This is a genomic window from Pseudarthrobacter sp. CC12 (genome assembly GCF_039907755.1).
Classification (GTDB): domain Bacteria; phylum Actinomycetota; class Actinomycetes; order Actinomycetales; family Micrococcaceae; genus Arthrobacter; species Arthrobacter niigatensis.
In genome coordinates, this window is record NZ_JARDJH010000021.1 from 1 (window position 1) to 23,703 (window position 23,703).

Annotated in this window: 23 protein-coding genes; 8 read left to right on the forward strand and 15 right to left on the reverse strand. The window is 66.7% G+C overall.

Annotated features, from left to right (window positions below; all coding sequences use genetic code 11):
* The first annotated feature begins 174 nt into the window (after positions 1 to 174).
* Positions 175 to 1,287: a TRAP transporter substrate-binding protein DctP gene (dctP, locus tag PV772_RS14490; protein ID WP_347886606.1), complete on the forward strand. Its 1,113-nt coding sequence runs from the start codon at positions 175 to 177 to the stop codon at positions 1,285 to 1,287.
* A 13-nt stretch (positions 1,288 to 1,300) separates the two neighbouring features.
* On the opposite strand, the gene PV772_RS14495 is transcribed toward dctP, so the two are convergent.
* Complete coding sequence (locus PV772_RS14495) at positions 1,301 to 2,464, reverse strand: acetate kinase (protein WP_141159474.1); 1,164 nt, start codon at positions 2,462 to 2,464, stop codon at positions 1,301 to 1,303.
* Between the two features lie 54 nt (positions 2,465 to 2,518).
* Positions 2,519 to 2,875: a VOC family protein gene (locus PV772_RS14500; protein WP_347886607.1), complete on the reverse strand. Its 357-nt coding sequence runs from the start codon at positions 2,873 to 2,875 to the stop codon at positions 2,519 to 2,521.
* 104 nt (positions 2,876 to 2,979) lie between these two features.
* Between PV772_RS14500 and PV772_RS14505 the strand changes: the two genes are divergently transcribed.
* Complete coding sequence (locus PV772_RS14505) at positions 2,980 to 3,273, forward strand: hypothetical protein (RefSeq protein WP_347886608.1); 294 nt, start codon at positions 2,980 to 2,982, stop codon at positions 3,271 to 3,273.
* Here the strand turns inward: PV772_RS14505 and PV772_RS14510 are convergent.
* From PV772_RS14510 to pta, 4 genes are all read right to left on the reverse strand, one after another.
* Positions 3,270 to 3,455 (reverse strand): hypothetical protein, encoded by a 186-nt coding sequence (locus tag PV772_RS14510; protein ID WP_210411369.1) that lies wholly within the window; start codon positions 3,453 to 3,455, stop codon positions 3,270 to 3,272. The genes PV772_RS14505 and PV772_RS14510 overlap by 4 nt on opposite strands.
* 95 nt (positions 3,456 to 3,550) lie before the next feature.
* Complete coding sequence (locus PV772_RS14515) at positions 3,551 to 4,231, reverse strand: hypothetical protein (RefSeq protein WP_307359535.1); 681 nt, start codon at positions 4,229 to 4,231, stop codon at positions 3,551 to 3,553.
* A 127-nt stretch (positions 4,232 to 4,358) separates the two neighbouring features.
* Positions 4,359 to 7,094, reverse strand: a complete 2,736-nt coding sequence (locus PV772_RS14520; RefSeq protein WP_307359538.1) for a LuxR C-terminal-related transcriptional regulator — start codon at positions 7,092 to 7,094, stop codon at positions 4,359 to 4,361.
* 53 nt (positions 7,095 to 7,147) lie between these two features.
* A complete protein-coding gene (gene pta / locus PV772_RS14525; protein WP_347886609.1) occupies positions 7,148 to 9,217 on the reverse strand; it encodes a phosphate acetyltransferase in 2,070 nt (689 codons plus the stop codon).
* Between the two features lie 342 nt (positions 9,218 to 9,559).
* Between pta and PV772_RS14530 the strand changes: the two genes are divergently transcribed.
* The 4 genes from PV772_RS14530 to PV772_RS14545 all read left to right on the forward strand — a co-directional run bounded on the left by PV772_RS14530 (position 9,560) and on the right by PV772_RS14545 (position 12,526).
* Positions 9,560 to 10,036 carry a hotdog fold thioesterase gene (locus PV772_RS14530; RefSeq protein WP_141159468.1) on the forward strand — a complete coding sequence of 159 codons (477 nt, stop codon included), beginning with the start codon at positions 9,560 to 9,562 and terminating at the stop codon, positions 10,034 to 10,036.
* A 7-nt stretch (positions 10,037 to 10,043) separates the two neighbouring features.
* The gene (paaK, locus tag PV772_RS14535) at positions 10,044 to 11,396 is read left to right on the forward strand and encodes a phenylacetate--CoA ligase PaaK (protein WP_141182369.1); all 1,353 of its coding nucleotides are present in this window, start codon (positions 10,044 to 10,046) and stop codon (positions 11,394 to 11,396) included.
* 91 nt (positions 11,397 to 11,487) lie between these two features.
* Complete coding sequence (locus tag PV772_RS14540) at positions 11,488 to 12,117, forward strand: TetR/AcrR family transcriptional regulator (RefSeq protein ID WP_347886610.1); 630 nt, start codon at positions 11,488 to 11,490, stop codon at positions 12,115 to 12,117.
* Between the two features lie 103 nt (positions 12,118 to 12,220).
* Entirely contained in the window at positions 12,221 to 12,526 is a 306-nt protein-coding gene (locus tag PV772_RS14545; protein WP_141159465.1) for a hypothetical protein, read from the forward strand.
* An 83-nt stretch (positions 12,527 to 12,609) separates the two neighbouring features.
* Here the strand turns inward: PV772_RS14545 and PV772_RS14550 are convergent, their stop codons facing one another.
* Positions 12,610 to 13,005: a VOC family protein gene (locus PV772_RS14550; protein WP_347886611.1), complete on the reverse strand. Its 396-nt coding sequence runs from the start codon at positions 13,003 to 13,005 to the stop codon at positions 12,610 to 12,612.
* Positions 13,006 to 13,183: 178 nt separating this feature from the next.
* Positions 13,184 to 15,295 (reverse strand): phenylacetic acid degradation bifunctional protein PaaZ, encoded by a 2,112-nt coding sequence (paaZ, locus tag PV772_RS14555; protein ID WP_347886612.1) that lies wholly within the window; start codon positions 15,293 to 15,295, stop codon positions 13,184 to 13,186.
* A gap of 142 nt (positions 15,296 to 15,437) precedes the next feature.
* On the opposite strand from paaZ, the gene PV772_RS14560 reads away from it, so the two are divergent.
* Positions 15,438 to 15,881 carry a hotdog fold thioesterase gene (locus PV772_RS14560; RefSeq protein ID WP_347886613.1) on the forward strand — a complete coding sequence of 148 codons (444 nt, stop codon included), beginning with the start codon at positions 15,438 to 15,440 and terminating at the stop codon, positions 15,879 to 15,881.
* Positions 15,882 to 15,902: 21 nt separating this feature from the next.
* Here the strand turns inward: PV772_RS14560 and PV772_RS14565 are convergent, their stop codons facing one another.
* The 3 genes from PV772_RS14565 to PV772_RS14575 form a co-directional block, all read right to left on the reverse strand.
* Entirely contained in the window at positions 15,903 to 18,020 is a 2,118-nt protein-coding gene (locus PV772_RS14565) for a S1 family peptidase (RefSeq protein ID WP_347886614.1), read from the reverse strand.
* 95 nt (positions 18,021 to 18,115) lie between these two features.
* Positions 18,116 to 18,814, reverse strand: coding sequence for a tyrosine-protein phosphatase (locus PV772_RS14570; RefSeq protein ID WP_347886648.1), 699 nt, complete (start codon positions 18,812 to 18,814; stop codon positions 18,116 to 18,118).
* A gap of 203 nt (positions 18,815 to 19,017) precedes the next feature.
* Positions 19,018 to 19,626: a GNAT family protein gene (locus PV772_RS14575; RefSeq protein WP_347886615.1), complete on the reverse strand. Its 609-nt coding sequence runs from the start codon at positions 19,624 to 19,626 to the stop codon at positions 19,018 to 19,020.
* A gap of 77 nt (positions 19,627 to 19,703) precedes the next feature.
* Here PV772_RS14575 and PV772_RS14580 point away from each other — a divergent pair, with 77 nt between their 5' ends.
* Complete coding sequence (locus PV772_RS14580) at positions 19,704 to 19,937, forward strand: DUF6480 family protein (protein ID WP_141159459.1); 234 nt, start codon at positions 19,704 to 19,706, stop codon at positions 19,935 to 19,937.
* A 24-nt stretch (positions 19,938 to 19,961) separates the two neighbouring features.
* On the opposite strand, the gene PV772_RS14585 is transcribed toward PV772_RS14580, so the two are convergent.
* From PV772_RS14585 to PV772_RS14600, 4 genes are all read right to left on the reverse strand, one after another.
* Positions 19,962 to 20,834 (reverse strand): 3-hydroxyacyl-CoA dehydrogenase family protein, encoded by an 873-nt coding sequence (locus tag PV772_RS14585; protein ID WP_347886616.1) that lies wholly within the window; start codon positions 20,832 to 20,834, stop codon positions 19,962 to 19,964.
* A 3-nt stretch (positions 20,835 to 20,837) separates the two neighbouring features.
* Complete coding sequence (locus tag PV772_RS14590) at positions 20,838 to 21,644, reverse strand: enoyl-CoA hydratase/isomerase family protein (protein ID WP_347886617.1); 807 nt, start codon at positions 21,642 to 21,644, stop codon at positions 20,838 to 20,840.
* Positions 21,644 to 22,870, reverse strand: a complete 1,227-nt coding sequence (locus PV772_RS14595; RefSeq protein WP_347886618.1) for a thiolase family protein — start codon at positions 22,868 to 22,870, stop codon at positions 21,644 to 21,646. Before PV772_RS14595 ends, PV772_RS14590 begins: the two co-directional genes overlap by 1 nt.
* A 118-nt stretch (positions 22,871 to 22,988) precedes the next feature.
* Entirely contained in the window at positions 22,989 to 23,663 is a 675-nt protein-coding gene (locus PV772_RS14600) for a pentapeptide repeat-containing protein (protein ID WP_141159454.1), read from the reverse strand.
* Between the last annotated feature and the right edge of the window lie 40 nt (positions 23,664 to 23,703).

Below are 23,703 nucleotides of genomic sequence, written 5' to 3' on the forward strand. Positions count from 1 at the left end.
CACCACGCCGCTAAACGGAGGTTTCAAATGAGGCAACGAATCCGGCAACGCGGAGGTTTTCAATGAGTCAACGCGGGCTCTGGCCCCGGCGAACCTCCGGGAGTACCGTTCGCGTACGGCTCGCTGGCGCCCGTGTTGTCGCATCTACCGTTCCTTTGGAAAGTAGGGGCAAGAGTGAAGTCCGCACACCCCTGGGCAGCCCTCGTCGCCGTCGGCATTCTGCTGGGCGCCACTTCCTGCACGTACGAGGACTCCATGGAGGACCCCACCCGGGCAGCAACAACAACAGCTCCCAGCCCCAAAGTGCTCCGCATCGGCACCCAGGACGATGCAATCGGGCCCACCCGCGGCCAGATCGAAGAATTTGCCCGGCAGGTGCAGGCCCGTTCCCACCGGACCTTGGTGGTTGACCCGGTGTACCGGGCGGGAGGGGACTCGGGCAAAGGCTGGGACCAGGTGGTTGCCCGACGGGTGATGGGCGGAGACCTGGAGATGGCCGTAGTGCCGGCCCGGACGTGGGACACGGAGGGCGTCCTGGACTTCCGGGCACTCTCCGCGCCCTTCCTGGTGACATCAAGCGCAATGATCAAGGAAGTAGTGAAACCGGAGCATGCCCGCGGGATGCTGGCCAGCCTCGAGAGTGCCGGGGTCACAGGCCTGGCGCTCTTTCCGGACGGCCCAAGGATGCTGTTCTCCTTCACCACACCCATCCTCACCCTCGCGGATGTCAAGGGCATGGTGGTCAGGGCGCCCCTGTCCGACACCACCTTCGCCATCCTCGCGGCCCTGGGTGCCATACCCGTGGACCTGGACGACCAGGAGTTCGGTGACGGCGTGGAGAGGGGAACGGTGGGGGGCGCCGAATCGTCCATGGCCTACGCCCAGGATTTGCCGACGGCACGGAACGCAATGGGCCGTGCCATCGCCACCGGAAACCTTGTGGTTCATTCGAAGATCAGCACCTTGGTGATCAATAACAAGGCCAGGGCCGCCCTCACCGGGGACGAACAGCGGATTCTCCAGGAGGCTGCCGATGCAACCAGGGAATGGGCCTCCGCCCTTCTCGCACCGCTTTCAGCGGAAGCCCGGAAGTACTGCGAGGGTGGCGGCAAGGTGGTCATGGCAACAGAGCAGGAGCTCGCAGCTTTCCGTGCGGCCTCAGCACCGGTCTACGGGGTCCTGGAACAGGACGCGGATACCCGGGAACTCATTGGACGGCTGCAGGATTTGCCCGCCAGGACTCCGGCAGACCCCGCGGTCAAACCCTGCGACTACGACACCTACTGAGGATCAGGCGGGGTCAGGAGGCAGCTGACCCGACGACGGCGGCGGTCGCCTCCGCGATGGCGCGCTCCTCGTCGGTGGGAACCACCAGGACGGGGATCGCCGAGCCCGGCGTGGATATGACGCGCGGTTCCTTTGACCGCTCAGCGTTCAGGCCGCCGTCGAGCTCGATGCCCAGGGCGCCGAGCCGGTCCGCCACATGCGCCCGGAACTGCCGGGAGTTCTCACCGATTCCGGCGGTGAACACCAGCGCCTTGGCCCCGCCGACGGCCACGTGGTAGCCGCCGATGTACTTGGCCAGCCGGTAGGACGCCACCGCGAGCGCCATGCTGGCTTTCTCGTCGCCGGACTCGGCGGCCTCCACCACGGAGCGCATGTCGTTGTTGCCGGCCAGGCCTTTCAGCCCGGATTCACGGTTCAGCATGGTGTCGATGTCCTCCGGCGTCCACCCGGCACGGCCCAGGAACACCAGGATGGACGGGTCCAGGTCGCCGGAGCGGGTGCCCATCACCAGGCCTTCGAGCGGAGTGAAACCCATGGAGGTGTCCACGGAGAGGCCGCCCCGAATGGCGGTGGCGGACGCGCCGTTGCCCAGGTGGGCGATGACGCCGTCGAACTCCTCGATGGGGACGTCCAGCAGCGCCGCGGCCCGGCGCGCAACATACTCGTGCGAGGTTCCGTGGAAGCCGTACCGGCGGATGCCGTGGTTGGTGTACAGCTCGTCCGGGACGGCGTAGCGCCAGGCATGCTCGGGCAGGGTGCGGTGGAAGGCGGTGTCGAAGACGGCCACCTGCGGCATCTTGGGCCATTTCCTGGTGATCGCACGGATGCCCAGGACATTGGCGGGGTTGTGCAGCGGCGCCAGCGGGTTGAGGCGTTCGATCGCACGGGTGATTTCGTTGTCCACCAGCACGGGCTCGGCGAACCGCTCGCCGCCGTGGACCACCCGGTGCCCCACGGCGCCCAGTTCCCGGTCCCCCAGCTCCCGGTGGATCGCCGCGTCAACCTGTTCCAGGGCCTCGGCGTGGTCCCGCGGGCCTTCGACCTCACCGTCCCCGCCGCCGCCGTTGCCCATGCCGATCTTCTCGATCAGTCCCTCGGTGAGCACCGTCCCGGCCGCCACGTCACGGACCTGGTACTTCAACGACGACGAACCGGAGTTGATCACGAGCACGAGCATGCGGGGCCTCCTCAGCCTGGCGTCTGCAGTTCAACCCCACTATATGTGGCCGCGCTAACGGTCGGTCAGCAGCAGCGTGTTCCCGTCCGGGTCCTGGGCCGTGAAGAAGAGGCAGACGTCCGGGGAGCCCGTAATGGACCCCACCGGGACGCCTTGGCCCGCCAGCTCTGCGCGCTTGGCGCCCAGGTCATCGACTTTGAAGTTGCACGTCGCCCACGAAAGCCCCGGGTCAGCCTGGATGCCGCTGTCCGGGCCCATCAGCGTCACCGATGCGGTTCCGGTGCCAGTAAGGAGTGCCGAGAAATTGTTCGTGTCCGCGACGGTGAGTCCCAGCATGCGGCTGTACCAGTGGGCCGCCCCGTGAGGGTCACGGACGGGGATGAAGGCGGTGGTGATGGCTGTACCGGGCATGCCAGTGATGGTAACGGATGGAGTGCACTCCTTCCTTGCGCATGCACCCCGGCTGTGCCTATGGTCGGCGGACAAGGCTGGCCCACGTCGAGAGGACTTTCCGAATGACGAACGAACCCACTTCGGGCGAAGAGAACGATCCCACCAACACCGGATCCAGCAGCACGGCGCCGCTGCAATCCGGCTCCGGCTCCGGGTCCGGCTCCAAGGACCCTACCGTCGTTGAGGGCGCCAACCCGGCGCTGGACGATACCGGGAACCTTAAGGCTGCGGAAACCGGTGAGGCGCCGGAAGCACCGGAGAACCCCGAAGACCTGGACCTCACGCCGCAGGGTCTCTCCGACGAACCCGCAAAGCAGGAGGACCCTGAGAGCCCCGCCAAGCCGGACAATAGCTAGGCGTTCGACGGCGGTACCGGGCTTTGTCGGAAAAGCCCGGTACCGCCGTCATGCGTTCCCTCCGCCTCCACCGAGATGAGCACGAGGCCAAGGTCACGGACCTTGGCAAGCAGCCCGTGAAGGGCCGCTTGGTCCGGGACCGTCCCGCTTAGGGAGGTGGTTCCCCCGTCGTCGTGCGTCACCGCCAGTCCTCCGAACCACGCAGACCAGTTCCGGTCAAGGTGCCCTCCGACACGGATGCGGTACCGGCCGGGCATATCTTGTCGAGGGACCGCGGTCACGGCATACCGACCTGGCCCAGTACCGCGGTTGGGGCCGGGGACTCGCCAGCAGGCTTCAGTCCGCGCCAGAGGGAGTAACCGAGGCCGATCATGGCCACACCGGTGGGAATGGCGAAGAGCCGCTCGTTGACCTGCGGCAGGAACGGTATGGCCAGGGTTGACACCGAGGCTGCGGCCAGGAGTGCGGCGGCCCAGCGGGCCAGGACCCGGGCACGGAACAGTGCGATGCCGAACAAGAGGCCGCCACCCAGGAACGTGGCTGCACCGGCCAGGTTCAGCACCGTCATCAGGCCCACATCGCCGTGCACGGGCTCACCCAGGATCAGGGCAAAGACGTCATTCACGTAGCCGGGATTGGTACGGGCCACCGTTGGAAGGACCACAAGTCCGATCAGTTCCATGCCGGTCATGATGAGGTAGCCCGCGGCAAATACAAGGTATCCCACCAGCCCCAGGATGCTTGCCCGTGAAGCCTGACGAAGGTAGATGCCCGTGATGCCGATTAGGGACAGCCAGGCCATGAGGATCTTGAGGGATTGGCGGACGGCGTACTCTGTGGTGACTGCGAACTCGGCGTCCAAGTGTGGGTGGTTGATCTGGACACCGATGAACAGTGCACCCGCGGCGGCGGCGCTGACGCCGGCCCAACGGGTGAGGCGGGTGGTGGTGATGGACATGTTGGGCTCCTGGGCCTTGGGGTTTCCGGGTTCCGGCTGCGGAGCGCTGCCGGATAAGTCCAAGGTAGGAATCCGTTGGGTGAGCGGGCATCACCCGATGATGTGATCCGTGAGGGTGATCCGGGAGTCAGGCCAGGCCATGACGTCGCGCAAGGGCGACCGCCGACCGCCTGCTGGTCACGCCAAGCTTGGTGAAGATGTGCTTGGTGTGGGTACGGAGGGTGTTCTGCGAAATGAAGAGGGCCCGGGCAATTTCCGGGCCGCTGAGCTCAGTGCCCAGGAGCCGGAGGACCTGAAGTTCGCGCTCACTCAGCGGATCAATGACGGCCGGCGGCTCCTCCCCCAAGCGTGCCGGCTCCTCCCCGGATGGGGCAGCCAAGCCGAGCAGGTGCCGGGCGGTTGCAGCGGCGCCGTGGTGCGTCCCGTCACCCGACCGTACGGTCTCGCGCAGAAGTGCCTGCAGTGGTTCCCCTTCGTCGAGGAACAACCGCACGTAGGCCTCCGGCTCCGGTGACGCCGTGAGGGCCTCCCTTAGCGCCTCCTGCGCCTGCGCCCGCCGGCCCAACAAAGCAAGGGCCAAGGCCTGGAGCATCCTGATTTCCATCAGGCTGCCCGCCCGGCCTGATGCCGCGGCATTGGTGGCCAGCCGGCCCAGGAGGTCAGGTGCATCAAGAGCGGCAGCAGGATCGGCCGGCTGCTCGGCGATCATCAGGCGGACAAGGGTCAGTTGGTTGTACTCCCCAAGGTAACCGAGGTCGTCATGCGCTGTGATCCCGAGCGCACGGGCCCAGGCACCGGCGGCGGCGAGGTTGCCTTGGCGTATCCAGAGGCGTGCCCTGACTGCGGGAACAGGGCGGACCTCCGGAAAGAAACCCGGCCGGTACAGCTGCTCTGCCCGGTCCAGGCAGCTGACAGCCCGTCCAGCGTCGCCCGCATCCTGCGCCAACAATCCAGCGGCCAGGAACCAGCGGTAGCGGCTTTCCGTCATCGGCCCGCGTTCGACGAACTCTGCGGCGGCATCAAGGTGGCTTTTTGCCGCGCCAGGTTCTCCGGCCTGCCGGCACATTTCGCTGAGAGCCACGTGCAGTTCGGCGCTGGCGCGCACCAGCGATTCCCCATGATCTGCGGCAGCCTGCAGCGCAACATTGCAGATCCGGCGCGCCTCACCGGGCCGGCCCGCCGTGAGCAAAATGTCCGCCAGTATCACGGTGCTGCCGAACCCGTCGAGAAGGTTGCCCCCGGCATGAAGGCTGGCTATAGCCTCCGTGAAGATCTGCCGCGCTTCATCAACCGTCCCGGCAGCCCAGGCAGCGAGTCCCAGGAATCCCGCCGCCGCACCGCGCGACAGGTGGTCCTCCGGGCGCCCGCGTTCAAGGGCCTCCCGCGCGTACGCCGCAGCTCCGGCCGTGTCTCCCCGGGCCAAGGCAAGTGCTGCGCGGTAGGTGGCGATTGTCGCCGGTAACGCCTGAAGCTCCAGGTTCTCCGGGTCCGGCGGCATGTCCGGATTCTCTGGACGGACGGCAGCCGCGGCCGCGAGCATTTCCTCGGCGTCGGCAAGACGCTGCTCCACGCCGCGCAGGTCGCCCTCCGCCATCAGCATCGCCCCATAAAAGACGGTAAGCACCGGGCTTCGGCGGATGGAGCCGTCAGGGAGTTTCCGGAGCCACGCGAACAGCACCGTATCCTGGCGGTTGCGCCGGAGCAGCGGCACGGCTTGTTCCACGAGCAGGGCCGCGAACTCGTTGTCCTGGCCTGCGAGGGCGTGCCGGACGGCGTCGGCGGTGCCACCGTGGGACGCATGCCAGCGGCTGGCCCGCCGGTGGAGTACCGGAACGCGCCCGGGATCGTCCCTGAGCAGCCGGTTTCGAAGGACGTCGGCGAAAAGGTGGTGGTAGCGGTACCAATCCCGCCTGTCATCGAGGGGAATGACGAAGAGGTTTGCCCGCTCCAGGTCTGCCAGCATGCGGCCGCCGTCCTGCGTTCCAGCCACGGCATCGCACAGGGGACCCGTCAGGCGGTCCAGGACTGCGGTGCGCTCCAGGAAGCTCCGGACGTTGTCCGTCTGGTGCCGCAGGACTTCGTCCACAAGGTAATCCACGACGTACCGGTCATCACCTGCAAACCCCTCAATGAAACCAGCGGGGTCCGGCCGGTCCCGGATGGACAGTGCGGCGAGTTGCAGGGCGGCAATCCAGCCCTCCGTCCGCTGCTCCAGCGTTGACACCTGGGCGTCGGCCAGTCCGAGCCCGGCTGCGCCGTTGAGGTAAGCCGCAGCCTCGTCCCGGGTGAACCGCAGGTCTGCTGCCCGGATCTCCAGGAGCTCTCCCCGTGACCGCCAGCGTGAAAGGGGCAGGCCAGGATCCGAGCGCGTGGATACCACCACGTGCACGTTGGGCGGATGGTGTTTGAGGAAGTAGGCAATACCGTCAGCGATGGCAGGGCTGTCCACTGCGTGGTAGTCATCCAGGACCAACCAGATGTCATGGGCGGCTGCGGCGAGGTCATTGAGCAGCACGGTCAGGACAAGTTCGGTTGCCAATGGTGGGGACGCGACCAGCTCCTGCGCTGCGGTGCCGATACCGGGGAGTGTTTTCCGGAAGGCAGCTATGACATAAGCCCAGAATGTGGCCGGGTCGCTGTCCGCCGGTTCCAGCGAAAGCCAGGCGACGTTCCGCTGTTGCTCCGTGGTGTCTGCGAGCCAGTCGGCGAGGAGCGCGGTCTTCCCGAAGCCTGCCGGGGCGGAGACGAGCGTCAGTGCGGCGCCTTCGGTGTGGACCAGTTTTTCGAAAAGGCGTGGCCGGGCAACCAGGCCCCGCGGAGGGACCGGAACGTAAAGCTTCGTGGCCATCAGCGGCTGGTCCATGTGATCACCCTAGGCGACGCCCGCACCTGCCTAAGTGCCGGCGTCGTCCTTTGTCAGGCCTGCGCCTGGATGGCCGTGATGGCCACCGTGTTCACGATGTCCTCCACCGTGCAGCCCCGGGAGAGGTCGTTGACCGGTTTCCGCAGCCCCTGCAGGACCGGGCCCACCGCCACAGCCCCGGAGCTCTGCTGGACCGCCTTGTAGGTGTTGTTGCCGGTATTCAGGTCCGGGAAGATGAACACCGTCGCCTGGCCGGCCACGGAGGAGCCGGGCATCTTTGACGCGGCGATCGAAGCGTCCACGGCGGCGTCGTACTGGATGGGGCCTTCCACTGCGAGGTCCGGGCGGCGCTGGCGCACCAGTTCGGTGGCCTGCCGCACCTCGTCCACGGCTTCACCCGCGCCCGAGCCACCGGTCGAGTACGAGAGCATGGCCACCCGCGGCTCCACCCCGAACTGGGCCGCTGTCTCGGCCGACGCCAGGGCGATGTCAGCCAGCTGCTCCACGTTGGGGTCCGGATTGACTGCGCAGTCGCCGTAGACCAGCACGCGGTCCGGCATCAGCATCAGGAAAACCGAGGACACAATCTTCACCCCCGGACGCGTCTTCACGAACTCCAGGGCCGGCCGGATGGTGTGCGCCGTGGTGTGCGCCGCACCGGACACCATCCCGTCCACCACGCCCAGCTGGACCATCATGGTGCCGAAGTAGCTGACGTCCTGCATGATCTCCAGCGCCTTGGGCAGGTCCACGCTCTTGTGCGCCCGCAGTTCAGCGTACTTCTCGGCGAACTTCAGCCGAAGGTCTGAAGTGGCGGGGTCGATGACCGTGATGCCGGACAGGTCGATGCCGTTGGCGGCTCCCAGCTCCCGGACGTCGGACTCCGGGCCCAGGAGCGTCAGGTCGCAGACGTCCCGGCGGTGCAGGATCTCGGCGGCCCGCAGGATCCTCACGTCGGTCCCCTCGGGCAGTACCACGTGGCGGCGCTGCGCCCGGGCCCGTTCGATAAGGTCGTGCAGGAACCGCAGCGGGGTCATCCGTTCCGCCCTGGGAAGGTGCAGCCGCTCCACCAGCTCGGCTTCGTCCACGCGGCGGGACCAGAGGCCCAGCGCGGAGGCTACTTTGCGCCGGTGCCCGGACCAGATTTCGCTGCGCACCTCCGACACCCGTCGGGCGGTCTGGTACGTGTCCTCGTCCGCGGCAAAAACAGGGAACGGTGCCTGCGCCAGGAGCGGGTAGATGTTGGCATCCGGCGCCAGGCCGCCGGTGAGGATGAGCGCCGAGGCCACGGGAAATTCGGGCGAGAAGGACGAGGCCAGGCAGGCCACCATCACGTCCGCCCGGTCCCCCGGCACGATCACCAGGGCGCCCTCGTCCAGGACGTTCAGGAAGTTGCCCACGTTCATCGCGGCAACTTTGATGTCCCTGACGTCGCGTTCCATGTCCGGCGTTCCAGCAATTTGGCGGACGCCCAGCGCCGCGGCCACCTCACCGGTGGTGGGGCGGGCGATTTCCTCAAGCTCCGGCAGGATGTAAACGGGGCGGCCGGAAGCTCCGGGCTTCAGGGCTGCCGCGATGGCGTCCAGGTCTGCGGCGGCGGCCCGGTTGACCATGATGGCAAGCAGTGCGCACCGTTCGGCGGCGAGTTCCTTGCGGGCAACTTCGACGGCGGCCGCGGTCTCGGCGACGGTCCGCCCTTTGGCGCCCACCACCGCCACCACGGGCGTGGCGAGGTTGTTGGCCAGCCGCGCGTTGAGGTCGAATTCGACGGCGGAATCCTGCCCCACCAGGTCCGTCCCCTCCACGATCACCACATCGCAGTGCCGGGCGATGTCCGCGAAAATCTCCACGCACCGGGCATCGATTTCCGCCCGGTTTCCTTCTGCGAGCAGGGTGCGGACCTCTTCGTGGGTCAGGCCGCCGCGGCAACGCTCGTCCTCCAGGGCAAACCGGGCCTTCATCAGCGCCACCATGGGGTCATCGGCAGCCAAGGGCCCGTGGACTACCGGCTTGAAGAAGCCGATCCTGTCCGCATGCCGGTGCAAAGTGTCCGCCAGGCCCAGGGCCACGAGGGACTTGCCCGACCCGGGGGTGGTTGCGCTGACATAGATGCCTGTGGCCATGGTCCGCCCTTTGCTCTTGGTGCCGGTCCCTCCAATCCTTGCACTTCCAGCCCGCGAGATGGCACTTGATGGTGGTGTCCACGCCCGGAAACTGCCGTGAGGTGCCATCTCGCGGAAGTCTGCAGCGGAAGGTGCGTGCCGCCGTCGTGCTTTCCAGCCCAGTTGCTTTCCTAGGCACCCTGCGGCGCGCCGCAGACGACGGCGTGTCCCGGGTTTGGTGCGGAAAACAGGCCGGGTAACAGGGCGGGAAGGCCCGCCCGCGGGGCGCCTCCCCTTGACACCGGACCCCCTCATGGGATTACCTAATGAACATTCGGTAAATAAAGCTGGAGGCAATGACGCATGGCTGAAACTACACTTTCCGGGGCTACCCACCCCATCCTGGAAAACGACTACGCCTCCGAGTGGATGGGAATCGAGGTCCTCGCCCTCAGCGACGGCCACGCCACCATCCGGATGACGCTGCGGCAGGAAATGCTCAACGGCTTCGGCATGGCCCACGGCGGAATGATCTTCGCCTTCGGCGACACTGCCTTCGCCCTGGCGTGCAACCCCATCCACCCTGCACCCGGCGAGGAAAACACCATCACCGTTGCCTCCGGCGTCGACATTAATTTCCTCAAGCCCGCTTTCCGCGGCCAGGTGCTCACCGCCGTCGCGGACCGCCGCTCCAGCGCCGGCCGCAGCGGACTTTACGACATCCAAATCTTCGCCGCCGACGCCGGTGCGCCGGCTCCCGAAGGCCAGCCCAGTTCCAGCAGCCCGGGCGAGCTCATCGCCGAGTTCCGCGGACGCAGCCGCACCATCCCTAAGAAGTAGGAAAATCATGACCCTGCATGCCCCCGAAACCCCCGCCGCTGCCGGCATCGATCCTGGCCTGGACCGCGAGGAGACCATCTCCCGCGACGAGCTCGAGGCCCTCCAGCTCACCCGCCTCCAGCACACCGTGGCCTACGCCTATGAGCGCGTGCCGCTGTACAAGCGCAAGTTCGACGAAGCCGGGATCCACCCCAGCGACCTGCGCGAACTCGAGGACCTTGGCAACTTCCCCTTCACCACCAAGGACGACCTGCGGGAGGAATACCCGTTCGGCATGTTCGCGGTGCCGCAGAACCAAGTAGCCCGGATCCATGCCAGTTCCGGCACCACCGGCCGGCCCACCGTCGTCGGCTACACCAAGCAGGACCTGGCCGACTGGGCCAAGCTCGTTGCCCGCAGCTTCCGCGCCTCCGGCATCCGCCCGGGCATGAAGGTCCACAACGCCTACGGCTACGGCCTCTTCACCGGCGGCCTCGGCGCGCACGCGGGCGCCGAAGCCCTGGGCTGCACCGTCATCCCCATGTCCGGCGGCCAGACCGAGCGCCAGATCCAGCTGATCCAGGACTTCAAACCGGACGCCATCCTTGCCACGCCCACGTACCTGCTCACCATCGCCGACGCCATGGCACACATGGGCATCGACCCCGCCTCCACCTCGCTGAAGTTCGCCGTCCTCGGCGCCGAGCCGTGGACCCAGGAGATGCGCCACGAACTCGAAGTGATGATGAACATCAAGGCGTGCGACATCTACGGCCTGTCCGAGGTCATGGGCCCGGGCGTGGCGGGCGAGGCCGTTGAAACCCAGGACGGCAGCCACATCTGGGAGGACCACTTCCGCCCCGAAATCATCGACGCCTTCAACCCGGCCCCGGGCAAGGAAAACGTCCTGCGCGACGGCGAGCACGGCGAGCTGGTCTTCACGTCGCTCACCAAGGAAGCGCTGCCCATCATCCGCTACCGGACCAAGGACCTCACCCGCCTGCTGCCCGGATCGGCGCGTCCGGCGCACCGCAGGATGGGCCGCATCACCGGCCGCAGCGACGACATGATCATCCTGCGCGGCGTGAACCTGTTCCCGTCCCAGATCGAGGAAATCGCCCTCCGCATCCCCGAGTTGAGCCCGCATTTCCAGCTCGAACTGACCCGCCCGGAAGGCCAGCGCATGGACCAGCTGACGGTCCGGATCGAACGCCGGGACGCGGTCACCGTTGAGCAGAGCACGACGGCGGCGCGCACCTTGAAGGAACAGATCAAGATCCACGTGGGTTCTTCGTGCACCGTGAACGTGGTGGAACCCGGCTCGCTGGAGCGGTCCAACGGCAAGCTCCGCCGTATCTACGACATGCGGCCCAAGGCGTAGTGAGACATGCTGCGGGGCGTGGCCGGCCGGGGTACCTCCCGGCCGGCCCGGACTCCCGGACCGACCGACCGTTCGTGAGAAACTAGCCACTATGCCCAGCACCAGCCAGACCACCAGCCCCGCCGTCGGCGGCGCCGCCAAGCGCGGCCGTCCCGGATACGACCAGCAGTCCGTGCTGCGCATCGCCGTCGACGTTTTCAACCGCCATGGCTACGACGCCACGTCGATGGGGATCCTGGCGGACAACCTGGGCATCTCCAAGTCCGCGATCTACCACCACGTGCCGTCCAAGGGCGACCTGCTCAAGCTTGCCCTTGACCACGCACTCGGCGGCCTTGAGTCCATCCTTGAGCAGCCGGAGGCCGCCTCAGGAGCCGCGGATGCCCGGCTGGAATTTGTCCTTCGCCAAACGGTGGCGGTGCTGGTGGACCGCCTGCCCTTCGTCACGCTGCTGCTGCGGCTGCGCGGCAACACCGAAATCGAGCGGGACGCGCTGGAACGCCGCCGGACCTTCGACCACAAGGTGGCCGTGCTGATTTCGGCCGCCCGCGACGAGGGTTCGCTCCGCCAGGATATCGATCCCCGCACCGTCACGAGGCTCCTGTTCGGCATGATCAACTCGATCGTGGAATGGTACAAGCCGGGCGGGTCCCTCTCCCCGCAGCGCCTGGCCGACGACGTCATCTCCATGGCATTCGACGGCCTGCACGTAGACTTATAGGCCGCGCAGCCCCGGGACGCAGCAAAGTACTAAGCGTGCTTGGTATTTAGCGGCTCCCCGGCTACGGTGGTAGGAAACCAGTGATTCCAGGGAGGTAGGGAAGATGAGCACCCATAAAGAAGAGCCCGACGGAGGATTCATCATCCCGGATCCGTCAAAGCTCCGCGAAGACATCCCCGGCGACGCCGGCGACGAGGCCAACGCAATCCGCTTCAGCGAAGAGCAGGCCCTGATCGAGGAGCAGTCGCACGGAATCCGCCCCGACACCTACAGCGTCCCGCCGGGCGGCCCCACCATGGACGAGGCCCGCGGCAACATGGACCTCTCCGACCGCAGCGAAGACGGCCACGGCACCGGCCGCGAGGATGACAGCAGCGACGACGGCCTGCACGGCGGCGCCGAGAGCTAACGCCGGGAGACAGTGAACCAGCAGGGGCACCCCGATCCGACCGGGGCGCCCCTGCTGTTTTCGTTTGTCAGCGTGCTGAATGCCTAGACCTGGTACTCCGGCCCGCTGCCCAGGTTCTGGTGGACGCAGAGGATATTGTGCTCGGTGTCCATGAACCATGCGCACTTCTCGGATGCCGTGGTGCAAATGTGGTTTTCCGTCTTCAGCGTGGGCAGGTCGTAGTCCTGGAACATGACGCCCCGCGCCTCCATGTCACGGACCGCAGCCTCGATGTCCGCCACCTCAAAACTCAGCGCCGTGTGGTCCGAATGCCTGCCATCGGAGACCGGCATCAGCTGCAACAGCGGCCCGCCGTCGGTGCCGAGCAATTCGCTGCCATCGTCCGTCATTCCGCGGTGCGGGAGCCCCAGCTTTTCGGTATAGAAACTGCGGGCACGGGCTGCATCATCGACAGGAAGGATGGTTGTGGCTGCGTTCATTTTCAGGGTCATTGGGGCCACCTCCTACGGGCAGAATCATACGCCCGGCGGCCCCAAAAAGAACCGCGTCCAATTGCCCCATCACCTCCCGCCCACCAAACCCAAACGCCCCATCAATTTCTTCAAAGAAGTGATGGGGCGTGTGGGAAGAACCGACAGTAAGTGATGGGGCGTGTGGCTACTTTTCGACGAGGGTGAGGACGTCGTAGGCGGCCACGATCTCGTCATCCTGGTTGGTGAGCACGGCGTCCCAGGCCACTTCACCGTATTCGTCGGTCTCGCGCGGCGTGATCTTCTTGGCGGTGAGGGTCACGCGGATGGAATCGCCGGCGGCAACCGGCTTGGTGAAGCGTGCGTTCTCCAGGCCGTAGTTGGCCAGGACGGGGCCCGGCGCAGGCTCCACGAAGAGTCCGGCGGCCCAGCTCAGCAGCAGGTAGCCGTGCGCCACGATTCCCGGGAAGATCGGGTTGGCTGCCGCGGCCTCTTCGTTCGTGTGGGCGTAGAAGGTGTCCCCGGTGGAGTTGGCGAACGCCGTGATGTCCTCCAGGGTGACCTGCCGGAGGTCCGAGCGGACGGCGTCGCCGATCCGCAGGGTGGACAGGTGCTTCCGGAACGGGTGGGTTCCTTCGGTCTCCACGGTAAAGTTGCGGTCAGCCCCGGTGTGCCACACGCCGGTGACGGCGGTGAGCATGTTCGGGGAGCCCTGGATGGCGGTCCGCTGCATGTGGTGCAGCACGGACCGGATGCCGCCCAGTTCCTCGCCGCCGCCGGCGCGTCCCGGCCCGCCGTGGACAAGGTGGGGAACGGGTGAGCCGTGCCCCGTGGAGGAGCGGGCGTCCTCGCGGTTGAGCATCAGGACGCGGCCGTGATGGGCTGCGATCCCGGTGACCAGTTCGCGGGCCGCCTCAGGATCGTTGGTGCACACCGAGGCCACCAGGGAACCGCCGCCGCGGGCGGCGAGGCGGACGGCGTCGGCCAGGTCCTTGTAGCCAATCACGGAGGACACCGGCCCGAAAGCCTCGAGCGAATGGATTGCCTCGGCTTCCGGGTTGTCCCAGTTCAGGACCACAGGTGCCATGAAGGCTCCACCGTCCACTACCCCGGTGGTTCCATCGGCGGAGGTGACCGACGGCGAATCGAGCGTTCCGTACGCAAGCTCACCGCCGGCGTCGAGCATTGACTGCACGGCGGCACGGACATCCTGCAGCTGTTCCACGGACGCGAGGGCGCCCATGGTGACGCCTTCGCCGCGGGGGTCACCCAGGACCACGCGCTCGGCGATGCGCTTGCCGATGGCCGCGGACACGGCCGGCACCAGTTCCTGCGGAACGATGGCCCGGCGGATGGCGGTGCATTTCTGGCCCGCCTTGACCGTCATCTCGGTGACCACGGACTTGACGAAGGCATCGAATTCCGGGGTCCCCTCCACAGCGTCCGGGCCAAGGATGGCGGCGTTCAGGGAGTCGGTCTCCGAAGTGAACCGGACGCCGCCCTCCACAACGTTCTGGTGGGCCTTCAGGGACTTGGCCGTGGAGGCGGAACCGGTGAAGGCCACCAGGTCGCGGTAATCCAGCACGTCCAACAGGCCGCGGACCGACCCGGAGATGAGCTGCAGGGAGCCCTTGGGCAGGATGTTGGATTCCACGATGGCCTTGACCACGGCTGCGGCAACATATCCCGTTGGGGTGGCCGGCTTGACGATGGTGGGGACACCGGCGAGGAAGGCGGGGGCGAACTTTTCGAGCATGCCCCAGACCGGAAAGTTGAAGGCGTTGATCTGTACGGCGACGCCCGGGATGCGGGTGTAGATGTGTTCGCCGGCGAATGACCCGTCCTTGGAAAGGACTTCCATAGGGCCGTCCACCACCACCTGGGCGTTGGGCAGTTCGCGCCGGCCCTTGGAGCCGAAGGTAAACAGGACGCCGATGCCGCCGTCGATGTCCACCATCGAGTCGATCTTGGTGGCACCGGTCTGGTAGGAGAAAGCGTAGAAGTGCTCGCGGCGCGCGTTGAGGTACTGCGCCAGTTCCTTGAGCTTCAGGGCGCGCTGGTGGAAGGTTAACTGGCCCAGTCCGGCCTGGCCGGTGGTGCGGCCGTACTCCACGACGGCGCCGAGGTCCAGCCCCTCCGTGCTCACCTTGGCCAGGATCTCCCCCGTGCTCGCGTCCCGGACGGGGACCGCGGAAGCCGAGGAACCGGCGTCGGGCGTCCACCAGGCGTCCATGACAAAACTGGGCACTGTCTCCACGGTGTCGACCGTGGCCTGGGGAGCTGTGGCTGTGGTGGTCATCGTTGACGGTCCTTCCAACAAGGGGGCAGGCAAACCGGCCGGTCATTACTGACCGTCCGTTCGGTAATATATTCACCATACATGACGTGCCGTGCTGCAGACTAGAAGGCCAGCACTGAATTGGCCGCCCCAAAGGAGAACCATGAACGCCCCTGCCCCGAAAGATGATGCCGGAAGCCAGCCCTCGGAGCACGAACTCTGGAAGATCACCCTTGGGGAGCTGGACGAGAAGATGGGCGTGAAGATCCTGGAAGAGTCCGTGGAGCGCGTGGTGGCCACCATGCCCGTGGCGGGGAACAGGCAGTCGTTCGGGCTGCTGCACGGCGGCGCTTCCCTGGCGGTGGGCGAGGCCGTGGGGTCCTGGGCCGCGGTGATCCATGCCAGCACCATGGGCAAGACTGCCGTGGGGGTGGATGTCTCCGCCACCCACCACCGCCCTGCGCGTGAGGGCCAGGTGACCATCACCGCCACGCCGATCCACCTGGGCGGCACACTCACCACCCACGAGGTGCTGATCACCAACGAGGCCGGCCAGCGGCTGTGCACGCTGCGCATCACCAACCTGCTCATGAAGCGCCACAAGTAGCGGCGGCTGCCCCACGGAACCCTAGTCCGACTGCCTCTTCCTGCGGCGGACAATGACCGTCAGCAGGATCCCAATGACCAGCGCAGCGCCCGCACCAGCCGCCGCTGGCACCAATCCGGATGGTCCGGTATAGGCCAGTCCGCCGCTGCCGGCATCCCCGCTTCCGCCCGTGTTGGCAAGTCCGGCGGGAGGTGCGCTGGTGGCCGGGCCGGCTACCGGCGGAGGTACGACGGCGGGAGTTTCAGCGGGCGGCATGGGTGACGGATCTGCGGGGGCAGGGACAGCCGGAGCAGGCGCGGTTGCGGTGGAAGCGGGCGGAGCGGGCGTAGCTGGCGCGGGTGATGACGGGGCCGGCATTGCTGGCGGCGCGGTCGGTGCCGGGCTGGCCGGAAGAACCGGCGGCGAAGCCGACCCGAATTCGAAGCTGTTCGCACCGGACCTGCTGTACCCGTTGACCGTTTCCGCGGTGAACCGCAGCGTGCCCGCATCCTGCGGAGCTGTGAAGGTCCACGTCCCGGCGGAGTCCACGGGCACCTCAAACGGATCCTTTCCCTGGAAGGTGATACGGACCGAGGATCCTGCCGCGACCGCAGATGCTGGAGCCGCCGGAACCTGGCCGCTGATCTGTTGGCCAGGCTGGTAGGCCTTCCCGGCAGCGGGGGCCGTGACGGCAGGCTTGTTGAGGAACAATTCCAGTTGGTAGCCGGGCAGCACCGCAAGGGCATCCTGCAGGGTAGCTGCGATGGCCCGGGTCTGGACGCCGTTCTCGCTCTCGGCACCGGTGTGGGTCCCAACGGCAAAGTTGCCGCTGATCCACGGGCCGCCGGAGTCCCCTCCCTTCGACTTGACCGTCGATGAATCAAAGGCGCGGACCGGCCGGAGATCGTTGTCGTAGTTGGGCGGAAGACTCTTTTCGCCCGGCATCATCCAGATGCCCACGGCATCGACCGTGCCGCATTTCCAGCCGGACGTGCGGCCGGACCTGCAGACGTCCTGGCCTTGCCAGGGCGCCATGGTTCCGATGATTTTGACTGGGTCCGGCGCCGCCGGAGACGCCCAGGTGGTGGTTGCCGGCAGGGGGGTCACCGACGGTGCGATGTTTTGGATGACGGCGATATCAGTTCCGGCCACGGACCCGTCCGCCGCTGCCGCCGAGTTGCCGGGGCCGCCGAACTGGCTGAACCCAAAGGTGCCCAAGGGTGCCAGCGGAGGCAGCGGTTGGGGCGTGGCGGCACCGGGGCCGCTGGCGGGCGCCCACGCGGGAGGCTCCACGGCCGCCTGCCGTGCCAGTCCGTCAGCAGTGCAGTGCCCGGCAGTCAGGACCAAGGGCAGCCCCGCCGGGCTGAACGCGCTGAAACCGGCCGAGCAGATCGCGGTGTTGTCGGCGTAGTACCCCTGTCCGCCCAGGAGATCCCCCTCGGTTTTGACCGCGGCGCCCTTCTCCAGTTTTACGTTGGTGTACAGGGCAACAAACTGCGCCGGCGTCATCTTGCCGGTGCCGGTTGGCCCGCTGGTGGCCGGGGTGGCCTCCGGCTGGTTTGCCTGGGTTCCGGACTCAGGAGTATTGACGGACCCTGTGCGGATGACGAAATGGCCGCCGGTGTAGGCGATTGCCTGGAGGCCCTGGGGTCCGACGTCGCGGAGGTAGGCCCTGTACAGCTGGTCGATGTCGCCCGCGACGAGCACGGGTGCCGGCGGAGATGCCGGCGGCGTGTCCTGCAGGGCGGCGGCGGACGGGGCGGCCGGTGTTGACGCGGGCGTGGCCCTGGGTGGAACCAGCACAAAGTCCGCGTGACCCGAGCGGTTCAGTTCATCCACTTTGGCCCGAAGCTCCGGCCCGTCACCCTGCACCTTGATCGTGCCGGCGTCCAGGCTGATGCCCACGAAGCCAGGCAGGGTCCGTAAGCCGGGCGCTGCCTCAGCGGCCCGGCGGCCGAGCTCGCCGGCAGCATTGAATTCGGCCATGCTGATGCCGAGATCACGCCGAAGCGCCTCAGCCAGGCCAGCGCTGGAGGGCCCCGTGGTGTCCACGGGAACGTCCGGGGTGGCCGGCACGGGCTGGGCCACTGCGGGTCCGGCAGCCAACCCGAATGACAGCATCACGCCGGCCATGGTTCCTGCGGCAAAGATCTTCTTCATGGGGCTCGCCGTTCCGCTCATCCACGCCCGCGTCGAGGCGCTCGGTGACTTCAACTGCCATCAACAAATATCAGCAGTCACTTCAGTAACTTAAGTCACAAGGTTATCTTCCGGAACGCGAGGTCGGAAACAGAATCAAGCTCCGCTTCCAGCAGTCCATGGGCCAGGAGGTAGCCGCGGGTGTCCAAATTGCGGACGAATTCCACCACTGCAAGCCCGCGCTGCTCCAGCAGGGGCTTAAGTTCCCCCTCTGTCAGGTATCGCTCCCGGCTGTGTGGCGGCCCATGCGTGCGGTAGCGCTCGTTGATGCCGCGGGCGGCCCGCCGGTAACCATCGGCAATTTCCTCATCGGAGTCACCCGCCAGGTCCTGGATCATGGCTGCCACCAGTCCGCTGCGGTCGCGCCCGGCGGCGCAGTGCAGCACGACGTCTCCCTTGGGTGCAGCAAGGGCCAGCGCCCGGAAGACGCCCACCAGTTTCTCCGGGAAGAGCCTGGCATTCTCGGGATAGTGGGCTGGATCGTTCAGGTAGGGTCCGGTGACGGATGTGAACCGCGGATCGCCCGACTCCTCTGTGGGCGCCTGGACCACGTCGAAGGCCGCCCAGGCACTGGCCGGAACCACGGGATCCGTGTCCCGGCGCCGCCCCTCCGAGGGGTTCCGGAGATCCAGCACGGTGCGGACGCCGTCGTCGAACGCCTGTTTCCAGCCCTTTTCGGTCAGCCACTCCCGCCGCCCCATCCGGTAGATTCCACCGGATATCCGCCACGCGTTGACGGCGCCATCCCAGCCCACCGGCCTGCCCTGTTCGCCCACCAGCACAGCTAACCACACGCGCCTGGATGACGCCCCCAAAAGTCCTCTGCAGGGAAGGGTAGAAAGCCCCCATGACGGGCCAGTGGCTAGGGCAATACCCTGCAGCTACGCCTGAAGATCCACATTCAAAGGGGAATCAGATAAAGAGGTCAGCAGCACGACGGCGATATAAGGCTCACCCACTAACCCCGGCGGGCCAGCCGGTGCTCAAGCCCGGTGCGGACCGCCGGCCATTCATGCTCCAGGATGGAGAACACCACGGTGTCGCGCAGGTTGCCGTCGCTGGTCCGTGAATGGCTGCGGAGCACGCCGTCCTGCTTGGCGCCCAGCCGTGCGATCGCGTCCCGCGACTGGTGGTTGAGCCAGTGCGTGCGGAACTCCACGGCCGGGCAGCCCAGCACTTCGAAGGCATGCCGGAGCAGCAGCATCTTTGAGTCGGGATTGGTCCCTGTCCCCTGCACGGACGCCGCGTTCCAGGTGGAGCCGATCTCCACCCGGGGCGTGGCCGGGTCGATGTTCATATAGGTGGTCATGCCGATAATGCGGCCCGGCCCGCCCGTGCCCGGATCAATGAGCCGGGTGGTGAAGGGCAGCATGGATCCCAGCTCCTGCAGGGCGAGCCGGCGCCGGATTTCCGCGGCCATGGCCTCCGGTTCCGGAACCGAGGTGTACCAGAGCTTCCAAAGCTCGCCGTCCCTGGCCGCTTCCAGCAGTCCGTCGTGGTGTTCCGTCGCCAGCGGCTCCAGGATTACATGCCGGCCGGTCAGGGTAAGGGGTTCAAGGAAAGTCACTGCACCAGCCTAGGACCAATCACCGGGGCCGGTTACGCTGGGAAAACCCAGACCGCGAGCAAGGCAAGGGAGTTAAGGTGTCAGGAACCAATCCGGACCCGGAAGACGACAAGATCACCGGCCTGGAGCCCGGCGGTGGAGTGCCGCCGGGAGAAACCCCGCCGGGCGAAGGTTCCGTGGCGGGCACCCAGGAGCCCCGCCAGCCGGGCTCCGGCCGAGGTCAGCAGATCTTCTGGCTGGCGGCCATCGGAGCGGGCGTGCTGCTGTTCCTGCTGTACTTCATCGGCTACATCGTGGGCTTTTTTGACTAGGCCTTGCTCCGGCCGGCGGCCCACCTAGCTGGGCCAGTCAAAGAACCCCTTGCCGGTTTTGCGGCCGAGTTCACCGCGCGCCACCTTGTCGCGCAGGATCTGCGGCGGCGCGAACCGCTCCCCCAGCGTCGAGTGCAGGTATTCGGCGATGCCCAGGCGGACGTCCAGGCCCACAATGTCAGTGGTTTTCAGCGGCCCGGTGGGGTGTTTGTAGCCCAGCACCATGGCGGCGTCGATGTCTTCCGCCGATGCCACGCCCTCCTCCACCATCCGCATCGCTTCCAACGCAATGGCCACGCCAAGGCGGGAGGAGGCAAACCCCGGAGCATCGTTGACGACGACGGCGGTCTTGCCGAGTGCCTCAACCCAGGTTTTGGCCGCGGCAGCAAGTTCGGGAGACGTATGTTCGCCCAGCACCACCTCGATAAGCGTGGATGCCGGTACCGGGTTGAAGAAATGCAGGCCAAGGAAGTTCGCAGGCCGCTTCAGTTCACGGGCCAATCCGTTGACGGACAGCGAAGAGGTGTTGGACGCGATGTAGCTGTCCTGCCCCAGCCGTTCCTCAATTCCCCTCAATGCCGTGACTTTGAGGTCCCAGTCTTCGGGGACGGCTTCGACCACCAGCTGGCGGTCTTTGAAGGCGTCGTAGTCGGTGCTGACGGTCAGCCGGGTCACCAGCTCTTCGAAGTTGGCATCCACTGCACCCCGTTCGATGCTCTTCAACGCTGCGGACTGCACGCGTTCCTGCGCGGCCTCGGCGGAAACGTCGTCGCGCTCCACCACCAGCACGTTGGCGCCCTTGATCAGGAAGGCGTGCGCGATGCCCGCGCCCATGCGGCCGCCACCCAGTACGCCAACGAAAGGGGGAAGGCCGGGGGCTACTGATGAATTACTCATGGTCTACTTTCCGTCGGCGGGGTTGGCGGAGGCGGCTGCCTTCTTCGCTGCATTGCGGTCCAGGAACGCCTGCATCCGGTCGAATTTGGCCTGGGACTCGAAGAGGATGCCCTGGGCCAGCTGGTCGATGAGCGGATGCGCTTCTGCGGGTGCGTGGAACACGGATTTGGTGATGCGGACGGCCAGCGGATCCTGCCGCCCGATCCTGTTGGCCAGGCTGTGCGCCGCGTCCAGGAGATCGGCGGGATCGTGAATTTCCGTGATGAGGTTGGCGGCCTTGGCTTCGTCGGCGCCAAGGACCAGCCCCGCCAGCAGGATCTGCTTGGCCAGTGGCTCGCCAACGAGTTCCCGGAGCCGCCAGCTGGCGCCGGCGGCGGCGAGGATCCCCAGCCCCGTTTCCGGATTGCCGATCCGCACGTTGGGGGTGCCGATGCGGAAGTCTGAGGCGTAGGCAAGTTCCGCGCCGCCGCCCAGGCAGTAGCCGTCCAGTGCGGCGATGACCGGCATGGGCAGCTTGGCGATCCGCACGAAGATGGTGGAGTTGATGCCCTGCAGGGCGTCGTCGCGCCGGCGTTCGCGCAGCTGGGCAATATCGGCACCGGAGGCGAAGACCCCGTCCACGCCGGCGATGATCAGCACCTTGGGGTTTTGTTCCAGGGCTGCGCAGACTGTGTGGAGTTCGTCCACCATCTGCTGGTCGATCGCGTTCTTTACCTGGGGCCTGTTGAGCAGCACCACCACCCGGTCCTCGCGCTCCTCAACGAGGAGCGCGGAGAAGTTCCCGGCCGCGAGGTCCACCGGCGCCGCCATCAGATTTTCTCCAGCAGCATCGCAGTGCCCTGTCCCACGCCGACGCACATGGTGGCAAGCCCGAACTTCGCGTCCTCGCGTTCCATCCGCCCCAGCAGGGTGATGGCAATCCGCGACCCGCTGGAGCCGAGGGGGTGCCCCAGGGCGATCGCGCCGCCGTCCCGGTTCACGATCTCCGGTTCCAGCCCAAGCCGGCGGATGCAGGCCAGGGACTGCGTGGCAAAAGCTTCATTAAGCTCGACGGCGGACAGGTCGCCGACGCTCAGGCCGCTTCGCTTGAGCACCTTTTGGGTGGCAGGCACAGGGCCGATGCCCATGATCTCGGGCTCACAGCCGGCAGAGGCGCCGTCGACGATGCGGGCGCGCGGAATGAGGCCAAGCCGCTCAATGGCTGCTTCGGAGGCGATGATAATGGCGGAGGCGCCGTCGTTCAGGGACGAGGAGTTCCCGGCCGTCACCACGGAACCGCCGTGCGCCACGGGCTTAAGTTTCGCGAGAACGTCCATGCTGGTACCGGCGCGCGGGCCCTCGTCGGTGTCCACCACAGTTTCCGACTTGCGGGTCTTGACTGTGACGGGCACGATTTCGTCCTTGAACCGGCCCGCCTCGATGGCGTCCAGAGCGAGCTGGTGGGACCGGACGGCGAATGCGTCAGCGTCCTCACGGGAGATGCCGTCCACCCGGGCTACTTCCTCCGCCGTTTCCGGCATGGAGTAGGTCATCTTGCCGTCCCGGGACAGGCCGCCGTGCTGGAAGTGGGGATTGGTGAAACGCCAGCCGATGGAGGTGTCGAAGATCTGGCCCGGCTTGGCGAAAGCGCTGGTGGGCTTTTCCTGGACCCAGGGGGCGCGGCTCATGGACTCCACCCCGCCGGCGATCACAATGTCAGCTGCGCCGGCCTTGATCATGTGGCTGGCCTGGATGATGGCACTGAGGCCGGAAGCGCAGAGCCGGTTCACCGTGATTCCCGGAATATGCAGGGGCAGTCCGGCCAGCAGGGTGGCCATCCGGGCCACGTTGCGGTTCTCCTCGCCGGCGCCGTTGGCGTTGCCAAGGATGACTTCGTCAATGCTTTCCGGGTCCAGGCCGGCGCGTGCCACGGCTTCGCGGACCACGAGGGCAGCGAGGTCATCCGGCCGCACGGCGGACAACGCCCCTCCGTACCTGCCCACGGGCGTTCGGACGCCGCCAACAAGGAAAGCCTGCGGACTTGCGGTTGCAGCCATGGAAACACCCTTCACGCGATAAACAGCACTGTCATCGGCGGCCGGCACAGCAGAATGCTCCACTTACCGACCGTTCGTTCTGTAAATGGTACACGGCAGGGTCATGCTGCGCATCCGGTTACAGGACGGTCACCCCCAGGTGCGCGGCGATCAGGGGTGCCAGGAGGCCCAATTGGTACTCATCGATGACAAGCCCGGACATGCTGCCCAGGCCGCTGATTTTGCGGAATTCCGTGCCCCTGATGTCGAAGTCCTTCAATGTGGCTCCGGCCAGGTCCAGCGATCCGACGGTGCAGTCCTCCAGCTTCACCCTTGTTGCGGTGGCGGCCCCCAGGTCCAGTTCGTTGATGATGCAGCCGCTGATCAGCACGTCAGTAAGCTTGGCCCCGCGGAGGTTGAGGAAGTCCACCTTGCCGCCGTCGATCCGGACGGACTGCCAGCCGCTCTCATAGAGTTCAGCGGAGCCCAGGCGGGGATTGCGGAACTCAACCTCGCGCCAGGTGCTGCGGGCACCGCGGAACACGGGTGCATACAGCTCCCCCAGGATGCTGTCGCGGAACGAGGCACCCCGAAGCTGTGCCTCGTTGAAGGAAGCACCCTCAAAAAGGCATTCGGAAAAGACCGTTCCGCCAAGCTCCAACCCATCCCCGTCGATACGGCTGAACCGAACGTTGTCATGCCTGCCGGCATGCTGGATAGCGACTTCCGGCGAGTCCTCGAGGCCCGGCAACTCCACGGGGGAGAGCCTGGGTGCCGCAACTGCTGCCGGGCGCTTGCCACGCACTTTGTCCATATCCCCGAGCCTAGCCCCGGCCCCCGACAAGGAACACCGC